The 14331-nt window shown below is 63.8% G+C and carries 13 protein-coding genes; 7 read left to right on the plus strand and 6 right to left on the minus strand.

The features are described 5' to 3' along the window. Window positions 1-3: 3 nt before the first annotated feature. On the minus strand, window positions 4-1962 hold the full coding sequence (locus CCOS864_RS09345) for a monovalent cation:proton antiporter family protein (RefSeq protein WP_115086051.1): 1959 nt from the start codon (window positions 1960-1962) through the stop codon (window positions 4-6). 178 nt (window positions 1963-2140) lie between these two features. Here CCOS864_RS09345 and CCOS864_RS09350 point away from each other — a divergent pair, with 178 nt between their 5' ends. The 4 genes from CCOS864_RS09350 (at window position 2141) to CCOS864_RS09365 (ending at window position 4246) form a co-directional block, all read left to right on the plus strand. After that, window positions 2141-2377, plus strand: coding sequence for a glutaredoxin family protein (locus CCOS864_RS09350; protein WP_038994296.1), 237 nt, complete (start codon window positions 2141-2143; stop codon window positions 2375-2377). Window positions 2378-2472: 95 nt separating this feature from the next. Continuing rightward, a complete protein-coding gene (locus CCOS864_RS09355; RefSeq protein WP_115086052.1) occupies window positions 2473-2904 on the plus strand; it encodes a D-Ala-D-Ala carboxypeptidase family metallohydrolase in 432 nt (143 codons plus the stop codon). Between the two features lie 92 nt (window positions 2905-2996). Then, on the plus strand, window positions 2997-3308 hold the full coding sequence (locus tag CCOS864_RS09360; RefSeq protein ID WP_115086053.1) for a transcriptional regulator: 312 nt from the start codon (window positions 2997-2999) through the stop codon (window positions 3306-3308). 50 nt (window positions 3309-3358) lie between these two features. Then, window positions 3359-4246, plus strand: a complete 888-nt coding sequence (locus CCOS864_RS09365; protein WP_115086054.1) for a pseudouridine synthase — start codon at window positions 3359-3361, stop codon at window positions 4244-4246. Window positions 4247-4288: 42 nt separating this feature from the next. On the opposite strand, the gene CCOS864_RS09370 is transcribed toward CCOS864_RS09365, so the two are convergent. The 3 genes from CCOS864_RS09370 to acnA form a co-directional block, all read right to left on the minus strand. Then, window positions 4289-5854 (minus strand): methyl-accepting chemotaxis protein, encoded by a 1566-nt coding sequence (locus CCOS864_RS09370; protein WP_115086055.1) that lies wholly within the window; start codon window positions 5852-5854, stop codon window positions 4289-4291. 190 nt (window positions 5855-6044) lie between these two features. Then, window positions 6045-6821: a CPBP family intramembrane glutamic endopeptidase gene (locus CCOS864_RS09375; protein WP_115086056.1), complete on the minus strand. Its 777-nt coding sequence runs from the start codon at window positions 6819-6821 to the stop codon at window positions 6045-6047. A 152-nt stretch (window positions 6822-6973) separates the two neighbouring features. Next, window positions 6974-9715 carry an aconitate hydratase AcnA gene (gene acnA / locus CCOS864_RS09380; RefSeq protein ID WP_115086057.1) on the minus strand — a complete coding sequence of 914 codons (2742 nt, stop codon included), beginning with the start codon at window positions 9713-9715 and terminating at the stop codon, window positions 6974-6976. Window positions 9716-9968: 253 nt separating this feature from the next. Here acnA and rlmM point away from each other — a divergent pair, with 253 nt between their 5' ends. Both rlmM and tusA read left to right on the plus strand, forming a co-directional pair. Then, window positions 9969-11033: a 23S rRNA (cytidine(2498)-2'-O)-methyltransferase RlmM gene (gene rlmM, locus CCOS864_RS09385; RefSeq protein WP_115086058.1), complete on the plus strand. Its 1065-nt coding sequence runs from the start codon at window positions 9969-9971 to the stop codon at window positions 11031-11033. Window positions 11034-11176: 143 nt separating this feature from the next. Continuing rightward, a complete protein-coding gene (tusA, locus tag CCOS864_RS09390) occupies window positions 11177-11419 on the plus strand; it encodes a sulfurtransferase TusA (RefSeq protein ID WP_038994304.1) in 243 nt (80 codons plus the stop codon). Here the strand turns inward: tusA and CCOS864_RS09395 are convergent. Then, a complete protein-coding gene (locus tag CCOS864_RS09395) occupies window positions 11416-12813 on the minus strand; it encodes an MATE family efflux transporter (protein ID WP_115086059.1) in 1398 nt (465 codons plus the stop codon). The genes tusA and CCOS864_RS09395 overlap by 4 nt on opposite strands. A gap of 142 nt (window positions 12814-12955) precedes the next feature. Between CCOS864_RS09395 and pdxB the strand changes: the two genes are divergently transcribed. Continuing rightward, window positions 12956-14098 carry a 4-phosphoerythronate dehydrogenase PdxB gene (pdxB, locus tag CCOS864_RS09400; protein WP_115086060.1) on the plus strand — a complete coding sequence of 381 codons (1143 nt, stop codon included), beginning with the start codon at window positions 12956-12958 and terminating at the stop codon, window positions 14096-14098. A gap of 53 nt (window positions 14099-14151) precedes the next feature. Here the strand turns inward: pdxB and CCOS864_RS28205 are convergent, their stop codons facing one another. After that, window positions 14152-14325, minus strand: coding sequence for a PA1571 family protein (locus CCOS864_RS28205; protein ID WP_166675663.1), 174 nt, complete (start codon window positions 14323-14325; stop codon window positions 14152-14154). Window positions 14326-14331 lie beyond the last annotated feature (6 nt).

Consider the following 14331-nt stretch of genomic DNA (forward strand, 5'->3'; position numbering starts at 1 on the left):
GGTTCAGCGCCCTGCGAGCAAGCGCGCCTCGCAGGCTTCCACGGCGCTCAGCGGGCCGCTGACCAGCACAGCATCGCCCGCGTGCAGACAGGTGCCGGTGTCTACATTCAGCTCCTCGCCCTGGCGATGCACAGCCTGCAGTTCAACACCCAATTGTTCCAGGCCCAGATCGCTCAGGGTTCGGCCGCAGGCATAGGCTTCGGCGCCGAGGTTGACCGCGTGCATCATCGCCTTGGGCAGGCCCTCGCTGTCGACCGGGCTGGTCTGGGCGCCATGGTAGAAGGCATGCAGCAGCCGGTAGCGGGTCTTGCGCACTTCATCTACCCGTTGCTGCACCTGATCCTGTGGCAGGCCGAGCATCACCAGGGCATGGGAGGCCAGCATCAGGCTCGACTCCAGCAGTTCCGGGACCACGGCAGTGGCGCCAGCGGCACGCAATTCGTCGCGCTGGCTGTCGTCGCGGGTGCGTACCAGGATCTGCACCTGGGCATGACGCTCGCGGGCGGCTTTCAACACGCTCAGGGCGATGTCGGTCTTGTCCACCGCAATCACCAGCAAGCGCGCGCGCTCAAGGCCGATGGCGGTGAGCAGTTCGCCGCGGCGTGAGTCGCCGTAGTGCACGCAGTTTTCTCCGGCGGCGGCTTCCTGGACCCGCACCGGGTCGTCATCCAGGGCAATGAAGGGGATGTCCTCGCGGCGCAGGAAGCGCCCGATCGACTGGCCGACGCGGCCGTAGCCGCAGATCAGCACGTGGCCGTTCATCGCGGCGCTTTGTGCTTCGATCTCTTCCAGATGAACCTCCTGGTTGGGCTTGCGGTGCAGGCGGGCGGCGATTGTCGGAGCGGCCCGCAGCAGCAGCGGGGTGACCAGCATCGAGCAGAAGGTCGCGGCCAGCAGCAGGTGACCGAGTTCCTCGGGCAGCAGGCGGGTCTGTTGCATCTGCGCCATCAGGGCGAAACAGAACTCGCCGCCCTGGGCCAGGGCCAGGCCGCTGCGCCAGGCGGTCTCGGCATCACTGCCGCGCAAGCGCACCAGTGCGGCCACCACAGAGCCTTTGATCAGCAGCAGGGCGAGGGTCAGGGCAAGGAGCTGCCAGCCATGGGTGGCGAACAGCTGCAGGTCGATGAGCATGCCGATACTGACGAAGAACAGCCCGAGCAAAATGTCCCGGAATGGGCGGATATCGGCTTCGATCTGATGGCGGTAATTGCTTTCTCCCAGCAACATGCCGGCGAGGAACGCGCCCAGGGCCGGCGACAGGCCCAGCAGGTGGGTCAACCAGGCGGTCAACAGCACGATCACCAGGGCCAGCAGGACGAACAGCTCGGCCGAATGCGAGCTGGCCACCTCATGGAACAGCCGCGGCAGCAGCCAGCGGCTGGCCAGCAGCAGGCCGAAGAAGAGGATCACGGTCTTGCCCAGGGTCAGCGGCAAAGCCCAGTACCAGGCCTGGCCGCCCTGGCCGGCAAACACCGGTACCAGGGTCAGCAGCAACACTGCCACCACGTCCTGGAACAGCAGCACGCCGATGGCATTCTGACCATGACTGCTGAAAATCTCGCCGAGGCTGGTCAGCTCCTTGCTGACGATCGCCGTCGACGACAGCGCCAGGCCCGCGCCCAGCATCAAGGCCACGTTGGGTTGCATGCCGAGCAGAACCAGCAGTCCGGCGAGGAGCAGGCTGGTGCAGATCACCTGCAGGCTGCCGAGGCCAAACACCACCTTGCGCAAGGCGAGCATTTTCGACAGGGAAAATTCCAGTCCCAGGGAAAACAGCAAAAAGACCACGCCCATTTCAGCCAGGTCCGGCAGCTCTTCACTTTCGTTGACCCAGTCCAGGGCGGTAGGGCCGACGAACAGGCCGACACACAAATAGCCAAGTACCGGCGGCAACTTCAGGCGCCGGAAGAACGCGATGACGACCAGCGATGAGGCCAGGATGATCAACAGGTTGGCAAACACAAAACACTCCCTTGCGAAAACAGCGAAAAAACCATTAAGTCTGAACGACTTACGCCATTTGGCCGTTGATGTGCATCAGCACTTCAATGTCATTGGCCGGTTTCAGGGGCGGCGCTCGACTGGCCCCGATTGCAGACCTAGAATAATGATCCGTTCCTACAGTTGCTGGTACCCATAAATGCCACCTGAATGCCAATTGTTCGGCACCCTGGGCTGTCACCTGTGCGAAGTGGCCGAGGCGCTGCTGATGCCGTTTGTCGAGCATGGCCTGTTGGTCGAACTGGTCGATATCGCCGAGCACGAGGGGATGATCGACACCTATGGCCTGCTCATTCCGGTGTTGCGCCGTTGCGATACCGGGGCCGAGCTGCGCTGGCCCTTCGATGCCGAGCAGGTCGTGACCTTCCTGGGGTGATGGTTCGGTCTTGGCGGGTATCTTTCCCGTCGTGCGCAACGCTGTGCTGATGTGGACAATCCTTGGCTTCTCTTACCTCGCCAAGGAGCGGCACCATGTACCTGACCGAACACTTCACCCTCGAGGAAATGACCCTCTCGGAGACCGCAGCACGCCAGGACATCGATAACCAGCCCGATAGCCGTGCCCTGGACAACCTGCACCGCCTCTGCGCGACGCTCGAACAGGTCCGCGAGCTGGTGGGCGCGCCGGTGCTGGTCAGCAGCGGCTTTCGCTCGGTCGAACTCAACGCGGTGATTGGCGGGTCCGCCGCCAGTGCGCATACCGAAGGGCTGGCAGCTGACTTCAATGTGCCCGGGCTGACGCCGGCAGCGCTGGCGCGACGGGTGGCCGACAGCAACCTGCAGTTCGACCAGTTGATTCTCGAGTACGACCAATGGGTGCACCTGAGCCTTGCTGCGGGCCGGCCGCGCCGTCAATTGCTCACGGTGCGCAAAGGGTCCGGCTATCTCCCAGGTCTGGTCTGATAGCTGCAGTCTGATTGACGCAGACGACATCTCTGAATATGCTGTATATAAATACAGTACAGGGATGGCGCTTGCGTCGAGGGTCCGGATCAATGGTCAATGTCGAACAACTGAAATACTCCGTCAATCGCATGGCTGTCGAGGTCGTGAGTGAAGCGGTGCTCGAGTTGCGCCTTGACGGCCTGGTGCTGGAAGGCAAGACGCCGTTCAATAAAGTGCACTTCAACACCTGTTTCGCCGAGATCGAAGCCCTGTTCCAGCGCGCCGGCTACCACCGGCCACTGGATGTGGTCGGATACCAGGGGTTGTTGTACGCCCTCTACGACCCCAGCCGCTGGGAGGCGGTCGAGGTGCTGCGCTGGCTTAAGGAGTTCACCGAGGCTGCGGCTGCCGAAGCTGGCTGAGCGGGCGAGCATGGGGGATAATGGCCGGTCCATCTGTCCAGAGTGTTCCCATGGCCACGCCTCCCTTCGATCCGGCTCAGCATCAAGCCAGCACCGTGTGCCTGCCGCCCGGCAACTGGGTGACGGTAGTCGATTGCTTGAGCGAGCACTTCAAGGCCATCGGCCGCGAGCAGTGGCTCGATCGCATCGCCCGCGGCCGGGTGCTGGACGCTCAGGGCGCGCCGATCAGCGCCACGCTTGCCTACCGTCCGGGTCTGCGCATCCATTATTTTCGCGAAGTGCCAAACGAAAAGCCGATCCCGGTCGAAGAGTCCATCCTGCACATCGATGAGCACCTGGTGGTGGCGGACAAGCCGCATTTCCTGCCGGTCACCCCGACCGGCGAGTACGTCGAACAGACCTTGCTGCGCCGGCTGATCCGCCGCCTCGACAATCCCAATCTGGTGCCCTTGCACCGCATTGACCGGCACACTGCCGGGCTGGTGCTGTTCTCGGCCAACCCCCAGAGTCGTTCGGCCTATCAGTCGCTATTCCCCAACCGGCAGATCGACAAGCGCTACCAGGCCATTGCACGCGCCTTGCCCGAGCGTGAGTTTCCGCTGGTGCACAAGAGCCGCCTGGTCAACGGCGAGCCATTTTTTCGCATGCAGGAAGTCGAAGGGGTAAGCAACAGCGAAACCCTGGCCCAGGTGCTGGAGAAGAACGGCGAGCTGTGGCGCTACGGTCTCTCGCCGGTCACTGGCAAAACCCACCAGCTGCGGGTGCACATGACCGCCCTGGGCGCGAGTATCTGCAATGATCCGTTCTATCCGGACATCGCCCAGGAGCAGGATGACTACAACAAACCGTTGAAGCTGTTGGCGCAGAGCCTGCGTTTCAACGACCCATTGAGCGGTGAAGAACGTTACTTCGAAAGCCGGCTGACGCTCGACTGGTAGGGCGGGGAGCCGCGCACCGCCAGTGGCGATGCGCGGTGAGGCTTAGCGGTTGAAGCGCTCCACCAGCGAGTACTGGGTGGTAGCGGTGCGGGTCAGCTCTTCGCTGAGCAGCGCCGAATGCTGGGCCTGTTCCGAGGTCTGGTCGGCCAGCTGGGCGATGGTGCTGATGTTGCGGCTGATTTCGTCGGCAACCGCAGTCTGCTCCTCGGTGGCAGCGGCAATTTGCGTGGCCATGTCGGTGATATTGGCCACAGCTTCGCTGATACCTACCAGGGCCTGGTCGGCTTCCATCACCCGCGCAACGCCTTCTTCGGCCTGGCGGTGACCGGTTTCCATGGTCTGCACGGCGCTGTTGGCGGTCTGTTGCAGCTTGGCGATCAGGCCGTGGATCTGCCCGGTGGACTCGGCAGTGCGTTGCGCCAGCTGGCGCACCTCGTCGGCCACCACGGCAAAGCCGCGGCCCATCTCGCCGGCTCGGGCCGCTTCGATGGCGGCGTTCAAGGCCAGCAGGTTGGTCTGGTCGGCAATGCCCTTGATCACATCGACCACGCCACCGATCTCGTCGCTGTCGCGGGCCAGCTGGGTCACGGTCAGGCCGGTCTCGCCGACGGCAGCCGACAGGCGCTGGATGGCCTCGCGGGTTTCTCCGGCGATGTCGCGGCCGCGTCCGGTCAGGCGATTGGCTTCCTGGGTGGCGTCGGCAGTGCGCTGCACGTGGTTGGCCACTTCCTGGGTGGTGGCGGCCATCTGGTTGACGGCGGCGGCGACCTGCTCGGTCTCCACCCGCTGGCGCTCCAGGCCCGAGGAGCTGTTGTGGGCCAGGGTGTCGGACTGGCGTGCCTGTTCGTTGAGGTGCTCGGCGGTGTCCTGCAGGCGGGTCAGGCAGGTCTTCATCCGCGCGTCCTGGCTGAGCATGGCCATTTCCAGGCGCGCCTGCACGCCGCGGCTGTCGGTATACATCTGCGCGATCAGCGGGTCGGAAGTGGTCTGTTCGGCCAGGCGCAGCAGGCGCTTGAGGCCGCGTTGCTGCCAGCTCAGGCCCAGCAGGCCGAGCGGTACCGAGAGGCCGGCGGCCAGGGCGAAGCCCCAGGAATGCCCCAGCCAGTTGCCGATCAAAAAGCCGATCTGGCTGACCAGAATGAACGGCAGCCAGTCCTGCACTACCGGCAGCCACTTGTCGCGGTGCGGAATCGCCGGTTTGCCCTGGTTGATACGCTGGTACAAGGCCTCGGCGCGACGCACTTGCTCGGCGCTCGGCTTGACTCGCACCGATTCGAAGCCTACGACCTGGTTCTTTTCGAACACCGGCGTGACATAGGCGTTGACCCAGTAATGATCACCCGACTTGCAGCGGTTCTTGACGATGCCCATCCACGGCAGGCCTTGCTTGAGCGTGGTCCACATGTGCGCGAACACGGCCGGCGGCACATCCGGGTGACGCACCAGGTTGTGCGGCGCGCGCATCAGCTCCTCGCGGGAGAAGCCGCTGATCTCGACGAAGGCGTCGTTGCAGTAGGTGATCACGCCCTTGGCATCAGTGGTCGAGATCAACCGTTGCTGAGCTGGGAAAGTCCGTTCGCGTTGGGTAATCGGCTGGTTGTTACGCATTAGCTGTTCAATCCGCAAGGCTTTCGAATGGTATCGGCACGCCGGGGGTTTTGTTGAATGAATATTTGCAGGGCTTGATTTCGATCAAGGAGTCTTGATCTGACCTGCGCTAAGACATTCGTGCAAAGTTCAACAAATTAGCTGCATTCTTTCATGTTTTTGACACAAAAGTCAGCTAATGACCGCATGTTCACAGCGGTGCCAGCATCGGGTAACTAAAGCCGGCAAAGTGCGCCAGGTTCAGGCCGAAATGGCACAGTAGTGCAGCGAAAAGGCCGCCATATCGGTAAGCCAGGCCATAGCCGACACCGGCAAGGCCGGCCAGCAGCACCCATTGCCAGCCGCCACCCAGGTGGGCCAGGCCGAACAGCGTCGCGGCCAGCAGCAGGGCCAGGTTCTGGTTTTTCAGCAAGCGTTGCAGGCCGCCCTGGATGTAACCGCGAAACAGCAGTTCTTCGGTCAGGCACACCAGCAACAGGTTGTTCAGGGCCCAGATCCAGCCCTGCTCTGGCCACTTCGGCGCCCAGGCAACCATTCCCAGCAGCCAGGCGCCGCCCAGGCACACCACGATAACCAACGGCAACGTCAGGGCGAGGCTGGCGAATGGACGCTTGTTCTTCAGCGCCAGTACCCAAGGACAGGCCAACAGCAGCCAGAAGCCGATCAGCGGCTTGTCGAGGTTCAGGTACATGGAGAAGGGTAGGGCGTCGCTGCTAAAGCGCACCTTGTCGATGACCTTGGCGCCGCTGAAGCCCGGCAGCATATGCAGGGCCAGGGCGATGGCCAGCAGCACGAACAGGGCATGGCCGACCAGCTTTTGCCACAGGCTGGCACGGCGTACCAGCAAGCCGGCGCAAAGCAGGGCAATCAGGGTGGGCAGGGCCAGCAGGCCGAGGTTGCCTTTGAACAGGGCGAAGATGTAACCGAGGCCGAGCAGCGCCAGGCCGATCCATTGCGGGGCAAGCATGAGAAATCCTTTGAAAAGCACAACGTGAACCCTTCGACTGCGCTGCCGCGGTCGGAGACACGCCTTTCGGCCATCCTTTGGCCATTACTGCTTATCCTACGTTGTCTGCTGCATAAGGCAAAGGCCCGGTCACCAGGGACCGGGCCATCACTTCAGGCTGCGATCAATTGCCGCAGCACATAGTGGAGGATACCCCCCGCCTTGAAGTACTCCACTTCATTGAGCGTGTCGATCCGGCACAGGACCTCGATCTGTTCCTGGCGACCATCCTCGCGGGTGATTTTCAGGTTCAGGGTCATGTGCGGCTGCACCTGGGCATGGCTCAGGCCGAGGATATCGATACGCTCGCGGCCGTCCAGGGCCAGGCTCTTGCGGTTCTGTCCGGGCTTGAACTGCAGCGGCAGCACGCCCATGCCAACCAGGTTGGAGCGGTGGATACGTTCGAAGCTCTCGGCCAGTACCGCCTTGACCCCCAGCAGGTTGGTGCCCTTGGCGGCCCAGTCGCGGCTGGAACCGGTGCCGTACTCCTGGCCGGCAATCACCACCAGTGGCGTGCCGTCGGCCTGGTAGCGCATGGCCGCGTCGTAGATCGCCAGCTTCTCGCCCGTGGGCACATACAGGGTGTTCCCGCCTTCTTCACCGCCGAGCATTTCGTTGCGGATGCGGATATTGGCGAAGGTGCCGCGCATCATTACTTCATGGTTGCCGCGGCGTGAGCCATAGGAGTTGAAGTCGCGGGGTTCCACGCCTTTTTCACGCAGGTAACGTCCGGCCGGGCTGTCGGCCTTGATGTTGCCGGCCGGGGAGATGTGGTCGGTGGTCACCGAATCGCCCAGCAGCGCCAGCACCCGGGCGCCGTGGACATCCTCGATCACCGGCAGCGGTCCGGTAATGTCGTCGAAAAATGGCGGATGCTGGATGTAGGTGGAATCGTCCTGCCATACATAAGTGGCCGCCTGCGGTACCTCGATGGCTTGCCACTGGGCGTCGCCGGCGAACACCTCGGCATACTCCTTGTGGAACATCGCGGTATCGACGCTGGCCACGGCGTCGGCGATTTCCCGCTGGCTTGGCCAGATGTCGCGCAGGTACACCGGCTGGCCATCTTTGCCGATACCCAGCGGTTCGCGGCTGATATCGATGCGCACGCTGCCGGCCAGGGCATAGGCGACCACCAGCGGCGGTGAGGCCAGCCAGTTGGTTTTCACCAGCGGGTGCACGCGGCCCTCGAAGTTGCGGTTGCCCGACAGTACCGAGGCGACGGTGAGGTCGGCGCTGGTGATGGCTTTTTCGATGGCTTCGTCCAGCGGGCCGGAGTTGCCGATACAAGTGGTGCAGCCGTAGCCGACCAGGTCGAAGCCCAGGGCATCCAGATACTGGGTCAGGCCGGCAGCCTTGTAGTAGTCGGTCACCACCTTGGAGCCGGGGGCCAGGGAGCTCTTGACCCAGGGTTTGCGCTGCAGGCCTTTTTCCACCGCTTTTTTTGCCACCAGCCCGGCAGCCATCATCACGCTGGGGTTGGAGGTATTGGTGCAGGAGGTGATGGCGGCGATCACGACAGCGCCGTTTCTGAGCAGGTGTTGCTGGCCCTGATATTCGTAGCTGACTTCGCCGGCCTGGTCGGCATTGCCCACTGCCACGCCGCCACCGCCTTCGCTTTCCAGGCGGCCTTCTTCCTTGCTCGACGGCTTGAGTTGCAGGCCGATGAAGTCATCGAAGGCCTGGCTGACATTAGACAGGGCTACCCGGTCTTGCGGGCGCTTTGGTCCGGCGAGGCTCGCTTCGACTTCGTTCATGTCCAGCGCCAGGGTGTCGGTAAACACCGGCTCCTGGCCGGGCAGGCGCCACAGGCCCTGGGCCTTGCAGTAGGCCTCGACCAGTTTAATTGTCGCTTCCGGGCGGCCGGACAGGCGCAGGTAATCGAGGGTAATCTGGTCGACCGGGAAGAAGCCGCAGGTGGCGCCGTATTCCGGTGCCATGTTGGCGATGGTGGCGCGGTCCGCCAGTGGCAGGTCGGCCAGACCGTCGCCGTAGAATTCGACGAATTTGCCGACCACGCCTTTTTTGCGCAGCATCTGCGTCACGGTCAGCACCAGGTCGGTGGCGGTGATGCCTTCACGCAGCTTGCCGGTCAGCTTGAAGCCGATCACTTCAGGGATCAGCATCGACACCGGTTGGCCGAGCATGGCCGCCTCGGCCTCGATGCCGCCCACGCCCCAGCCCAGCACGCCCAGGCCGTTGATCATGGTGGTGTGCGAGTCGGTGCCGACCAGGGTGTCGGGGAAGGCGTAGGTGCGCCCGTCTTCTTCACGGGTCCAGACGGTGCGGCCCAGGTACTCAAGGTTGACCTGGTGGCAGATGCCAGTGCCCGGCGGCACCACGCTGAAGTTATCGAAGGCGTTCTGGCCCCAGCGCAGGAAGGCATAGCGTTCGCCGTTGCGCTGCATTTCGATGTCGACGTTCTGGGCAAAGGCCTGTTGGCTGGCGTAGCGGTCGACCATCACCGAGTGGTCGATGACCAGGTCAACCGGCGATAACGGGTTGATCCGCTGCGGGTCGCCGCCGGCCTTGGCCATGGCCGCGCGCATGGCGGCCAGGTCGACGACGGCCGGAACGCCGGTGAAGTCCTGCATCAGTACCCGTGCCGGGCGGTACTGGATCTCGCGGTCGGAACGCCGCTCTTTGAGCCAGTTGGCCAGCGCCGAGAGGTCGCCGCTGGTGACGGTCTTGCCATCTTCCCAGCGCAGCAGGTTTTCCAGCAGCACTTTCAGCGACATCGGCAGGCGCTGCAGGTCGCCGAGGCTGAGGGCGGCGTCGGGCAGGCTGTAATAGTGGTAGAGACGATCATCGACCGTCAGGGTCTTGAGGGTTTTCAGGCTATCGAGCGAGGGCATTACCAACTCCTTCTGCGCCGGTGAACGGCAATCTTCCCTGCTGTCGCCGGTTCACCGCCTCTGTGACAGTCCGCACGGCACGGACCTGGCTGAACGGTCAGGTTAGCCCTGTTTGGCGGACCTGACCATGTACTGGACCGGCGGGACGTGTCGCAGGTTCCGAACTTCCTTTATCATTCGCCGATTTACCGGCGCTGCGTATTGCGCCCGGTCAGGGTTGGCGTGATTGGGCGCCAGCCGTCCTGGAGTGAAGATGAATACCCTGTTTATGCATTGCCGGCCCGGTTTCGAAAGTGAAGTCTGTGCCGAAATCGCCGAGCACGCCGCACGCCTGAACGTCGCCGGCTACGCCAAGGCCAAGCCGCAGAGCGCCTGCGCCGAATTCATTTGCAACGACGCCGAAGGCGCCGAGCAACTGATGCGCGAGCTGCGTTTTGCCCAGCTGATTTTCCCCCGGCAATGGGCCCGCGGTACTTTCATCGAACTGCCGGAAACCGACCGCATCAGTGTCCTGCTCGAGGCCCTGGCCGATTATCCGCAGTGCGGCAGCCTGTGGCTGGAGGTGATGGACACCAACGACGGCAAGGAGCTTTCGACCTTCTGCCGCAAGTTCGAAGTGCCGCTGCGTAAAGCCTTGAGCAAGGCCGGGCGACTGGTCGAGGATGCGCACAAACCACGTTTGCTGCTGACTTTCGTCAGCGGCCGACGGGTGTTTGTCGGCCTGGCGGCGGCGGACAACTCGGCGATGTGGCCGATGGGCATCCCGCGCCTGAAGTTCCCCCGCGAGGCACCGAGCCGTTCGACCCTGAAGCTGGAAGAGGCCTGGCACCATTTCATCCCCCGTGACCAGTGGGATGCGCGGCTGTCCGATGACATGACCGGGGTTGACCTCGGCGCGGCGCCAGGTGGCTGGACCTATCAACTGGTCAAGCGCGGCATGCTGGTAACGGCCATCGACAACGGGCCGATGGCTGAAAGCCTGATGGACACCGGCCTGGTCCAGCACCTGATGGCCGACGGGTTTACCTACAAGCCCAAGCAGATCGTGGACTGGATGGTTTGCGACATCGTCGAGAAGCCGGCACGCAGTGCCGCCTTGCTGGAAACCTGGTTGGGCGAGGGCCTGTGCCGGGAGGCGGTGGTCAACCTCAAGCTGCCGATGAAGCAGCGTTACGCTGAAGTGCGGCGCTTGCTCGAACGCATCGAGGAAGGCTTCAAGGCGCGCAAGGTCAAGGTGTCGATTGGCTGCAAGCAGCTGTATCACGACCGCGAAGAGGTGACCTGCCACCTGCGTCGCCTGGATCTGAAACCGCGCTGAGGCCATCGCTGGCAAAGCCAGCTCCCACAGGGGCAAGGGTGGCTGCAAAACCTGTGGGAGCCGGCGTTGCCGGCGATCAGGCCAGCGAAGATGACCCTGCCGCGTGCATGAGCGACAATAGCTGATTGTTTCCGGAGTTCTACATGACTGACCTCACCCCCGACGCCACCCTCGACGCCACCGGCCTGAACTGCCCGGAGCCGGTGATGATGCTGCACCAGCACATTCGCGACCTGGCCCCCGGCGGCTTGCTCAAGGTGATCGCCACCGATCCCTCGACCCGTCGCGATATCCCCAAGTTCTGCGTGTTCCTCGACCACCAGCTGGTCCAGCAGCAGGAAGAGGCGGGCACTTACCTGTACTGGATTCGCAAGAAGCTCGACTAGCGCTTTTCGGCCCGGCGAATGTGTTTGGCGCTGCTACGCGCCAGGCGGATCGCCAGCATCAGCGCCGCGCAGGTCAGGCCGGCAATCAGGCCTTCCCACAAGCCGTTAGGGCCGCTGGCCGGGCCGAACAGGTCGGTCAGGCCCAGCACATAACCCACCGGCAAGCCGATCCCCCAGTAGGCGAACAGGGTCAGGATCATGGTTACCCGGGTGTCCTGGTAGCCGCGCAGGGCGCCGGCAGCGATCACCTGGATGGCGTCGGAGAACTGATACAGTGCGGCATACACGATCAGCATCGCGGCAATCTGGATCACTGCCGTATCCGGGGTGTAGATCGAGGCGATCGGCTCGCGCATCAGCAGGATCAAGCTGGCCGAGAAGCAGGCAAACACCAGCGCCGCGCCCAGGCCAACGAGGGCGGCGAAGCGCGCCTGGCGGGGCAGCCCGGCGCCCACGGCCTGGCCAACCCGCACGGTCACCGCCATCCCCAGCGAATACGGAATCATGAACAGCAGCGAGCTGATGTTCAGGGCAATCTGGTGCCCGGCAACCACGGTAGGGCCGAGGCTGCCGATCAGCAGGGCTATCACCGCGAAGATGCTCGACTCGGCGAACACCGCGATGCCGATCGGCAGGCCGACCCCGACCAGGCGCTTGATCACCGGCCATTGCGGCTTGTCGACACGCACCAGCACCCGGCTCATGGCATAGGCCGGGGCCCAGCGGGTCCAGGCGGCCATGCTCAGGGCCATGAACCACATGACGATGCCGCTGGCCCAGCCGCAACCGACGCCGCCCAGGGCCGGCAGGCCGAAGTGGCCGTAAATCAGCACATAGTTCAGCGGAATGTTCAGCAGCAGGCCGGACAGGCCGATGACCATGCTTGGCCGAGTGCGCCCCAGGGCATCGCTGTAGCAGCGCAACACGTAATAAAGGGCGACGCCCGGGAAGCCGAAGGCAATGCCCTGCAAATAGCCCATGCTCGGCGCCACCAGCTGCGGGTCGACTTTCATCACCTGCAGGATCGGCTCGGCGCTGAGCAGCAGGCCGCTGGCGATCAGGCCGACGCTCAAGGCCAGCCACAGGGCCTGGCGCACCAGCGGGCCGATCTCGGCGTGCTGGCCGGCGCCATAGCGCTGGGCGACCTTGGGCGTGGTTGCCAGCAGGGTGCCGGTCATCAGCAGGTACACCGGGATCCAGATCGAGTTGCCCAGGGCCACTGCTGCCAGGTCACGCGCGCTGACCCGGCCGGCCATTACCGCATCGACAAAGCCCATGGCGGTAGTCGCGAGCTGGGCGATGATGATCGGCGTCGCCAGCATCAGCAGGTCGCGCAGCTCGGTGCGGATCCGCGCCGGGCGCGACAGGGAGGGGGTTTGGGTATCGGCGGTCATCGGTGTCACAAGGCAGGTGTCCACATAAAAGATGGGCAAAGCCGGCTAGTCTACGCCTTGACGCAGTAGTCAGGAACCTCGCCTGCCTGTGGATCAGCCCACCCGTATCGGCCTACACTGCGCACCCCGATAGGAGAGCGCCATGCTGATTGTTGCTGACGAGAATATCCCGCTGCTCGATGCCTTCTTTGCCGGCTTCGGCGAGATCCGCCGCTACCCCGGGCGTGCGATCGATGCCGCCTGCGTCAAGGATGCCGACGTGCTGCTGGTGCGTTCGGTAACCAAGGTCGACCGCGCTCTGCTCGACGGCAGCCAGGTGAAGTTTGTCGGCACCTGCACCATCGGCACCGATCACCTGGCCCTGGATTATTTCGCCGAGGCGGGTATTCACTGGTCCAGCGCGCCAGGCTGCAATGCCCGCGGCGTGGTGGATTATGTGCTGGGCAGCCTGCTGACCCTGGCCGAGCTCGACGGCGCCAGCTTGCCTGCACGCACCTATGGGGTGGTGGGCGCCGGTGAGGTAGGAGGGCGCCTGGTCGAGGTGCTGCGTGGTCTGGGCTGGCAGGTGCTGGTCTGTGATCCGCCGCGTCAGGCGCGCGAAGGCGGCGATTATGTGAGCCTGGAGCAGATCCTTGAGCAGTGCGATGTGATCAGCCTGCACACCCCGCTGACCCGCAGCGGCGAGCTGCCGACCTGGCACCTGCTTGGCCAGGAGCAACTGGCCCGCCTGCGCCCCGGTGCCTGGTTGATCAATGCCAGCCGTGGCCCGGTGGTCGACAACCAGGCCCTGCGCCAGCTGCTGCGCGAGCGCGATGATATCCAGGCGGTGCTTGATGTCTGGGAAGGTGAGCCCCAGGTCGACCTGGCCCTGGCCGACCTCTGCGTGATCGCTACCCCACATATTGCCGGCTACAGCCTGGACGGCAAGCAGCGCGGTACGGCGCAGATCTACCAGGCCTTCTGTGCCTGGCGTGGCGAGCCTGAGCAGGTACGCCTGGCCGATCTGTTGCCTCAGCCGTGGCTGGCCGAAATCACCCTGCAGGCCGAGACCGATCCAGCCTGGGCCCTGGCCACCCTGTGCCGCGCGGTGTATGACCCGCGCCGTGACGATGCCGATTTTCGCCGTAGCTTGAGCCGCGACCCGGCGCTGCAGAAAGCCGCCTTCGACAGCCTGCGCAAACACTATCCGCCGCGCCGCGAGATCGAAGGCCTGGCCGTTCGCTTGCACGGTGAAACAGCGCAGCTGGTGCAGATGGTTCGGGCCCTGGGCGGCGTGCTGGTCTGAATCGCGGGCAATAAAAACCCGGCGCGTGCGCCGGGTTGAAGAATTCGGGTGGGTCAGTCTTTCTTGGCGAGTTCTACCCGGCTTTTTTCCAGCTCCTCGCAGGCATGCTGGATCATCTCTTCGGTGATGGTAATTTCGTTACCATCCTTGTCGATGATCGTGCCGCCTACCGATGCCTGCGGGTTAGGCACGGGTTTTTCCTGGGTATTGCCTTGTTGCAAGCTCATTTCCTG

This window comes from Pseudomonas wadenswilerensis (genome assembly GCF_900497695.1).
GTDB lineage: Bacteria > Pseudomonadota > Gammaproteobacteria > Pseudomonadales > Pseudomonadaceae > Aquipseudomonas > Aquipseudomonas wadenswilerensis.

Bases quoted from the DNA above. Each gene is read 5' to 3' on its own strand.
- CCOS864_RS09350 (WP_038994296.1), top strand. From the start codon at position 2,141: ATGCCACCTGAATGCCAATTGTTCGGCACCCTGGGCTGTCACCTGTGC.
- CCOS864_RS09355 (WP_115086052.1), top strand. From the start codon at position 2,473: ATGTACCTGACCGAACACTTCACCCTCGAGGAAATGACCCTCTCGGAG.
- CCOS864_RS09360 (WP_115086053.1), top strand. From the start codon at position 2,997: ATGGTCAATGTCGAACAACTGAAATACTCCGTCAATCGCATGGCTGTC.
- CCOS864_RS09365 (WP_115086054.1), top strand. From the start codon at position 3,359: ATGGCCACGCCTCCCTTCGATCCGGCTCAGCATCAAGCCAGCACCGTG.
- CCOS864_RS09370 (WP_115086055.1), bottom strand. From the start codon at position 5,854: ATGCGTAACAACCAGCCGATTACCCAACGCGAACGGACTTTCCCAGCT.
- CCOS864_RS09375 (WP_115086056.1), bottom strand. From the start codon at position 6,821: ATGCTTGCCCCGCAATGGATCGGCCTGGCGCTGCTCGGCCTCGGTTAC.
- acnA (WP_115086057.1), bottom strand. From the start codon at position 9,715: ATGCCCTCGCTCGATAGCCTGAAAACCCTCAAGACCCTGACGGTCGAT.
- rlmM (WP_115086058.1), top strand. From the start codon at position 9,969: ATGAATACCCTGTTTATGCATTGCCGGCCCGGTTTCGAAAGTGAAGTC.
- tusA (WP_038994304.1), top strand. From the start codon at position 11,177: ATGACTGACCTCACCCCCGACGCCACCCTCGACGCCACCGGCCTGAAC.
- CCOS864_RS09395 (WP_115086059.1), bottom strand. From the start codon at position 12,813: ATGACCGCCGATACCCAAACCCCCTCCCTGTCGCGCCCGGCGCGGATC.
- pdxB (WP_115086060.1), top strand. From the start codon at position 12,956: ATGCTGATTGTTGCTGACGAGAATATCCCGCTGCTCGATGCCTTCTTT.
- CCOS864_RS28205 (WP_166675663.1), bottom strand. From the start codon at position 14,325: ATGAGCTTGCAACAAGGCAATACCCAGGAAAAACCCGTGCCTAACCCG.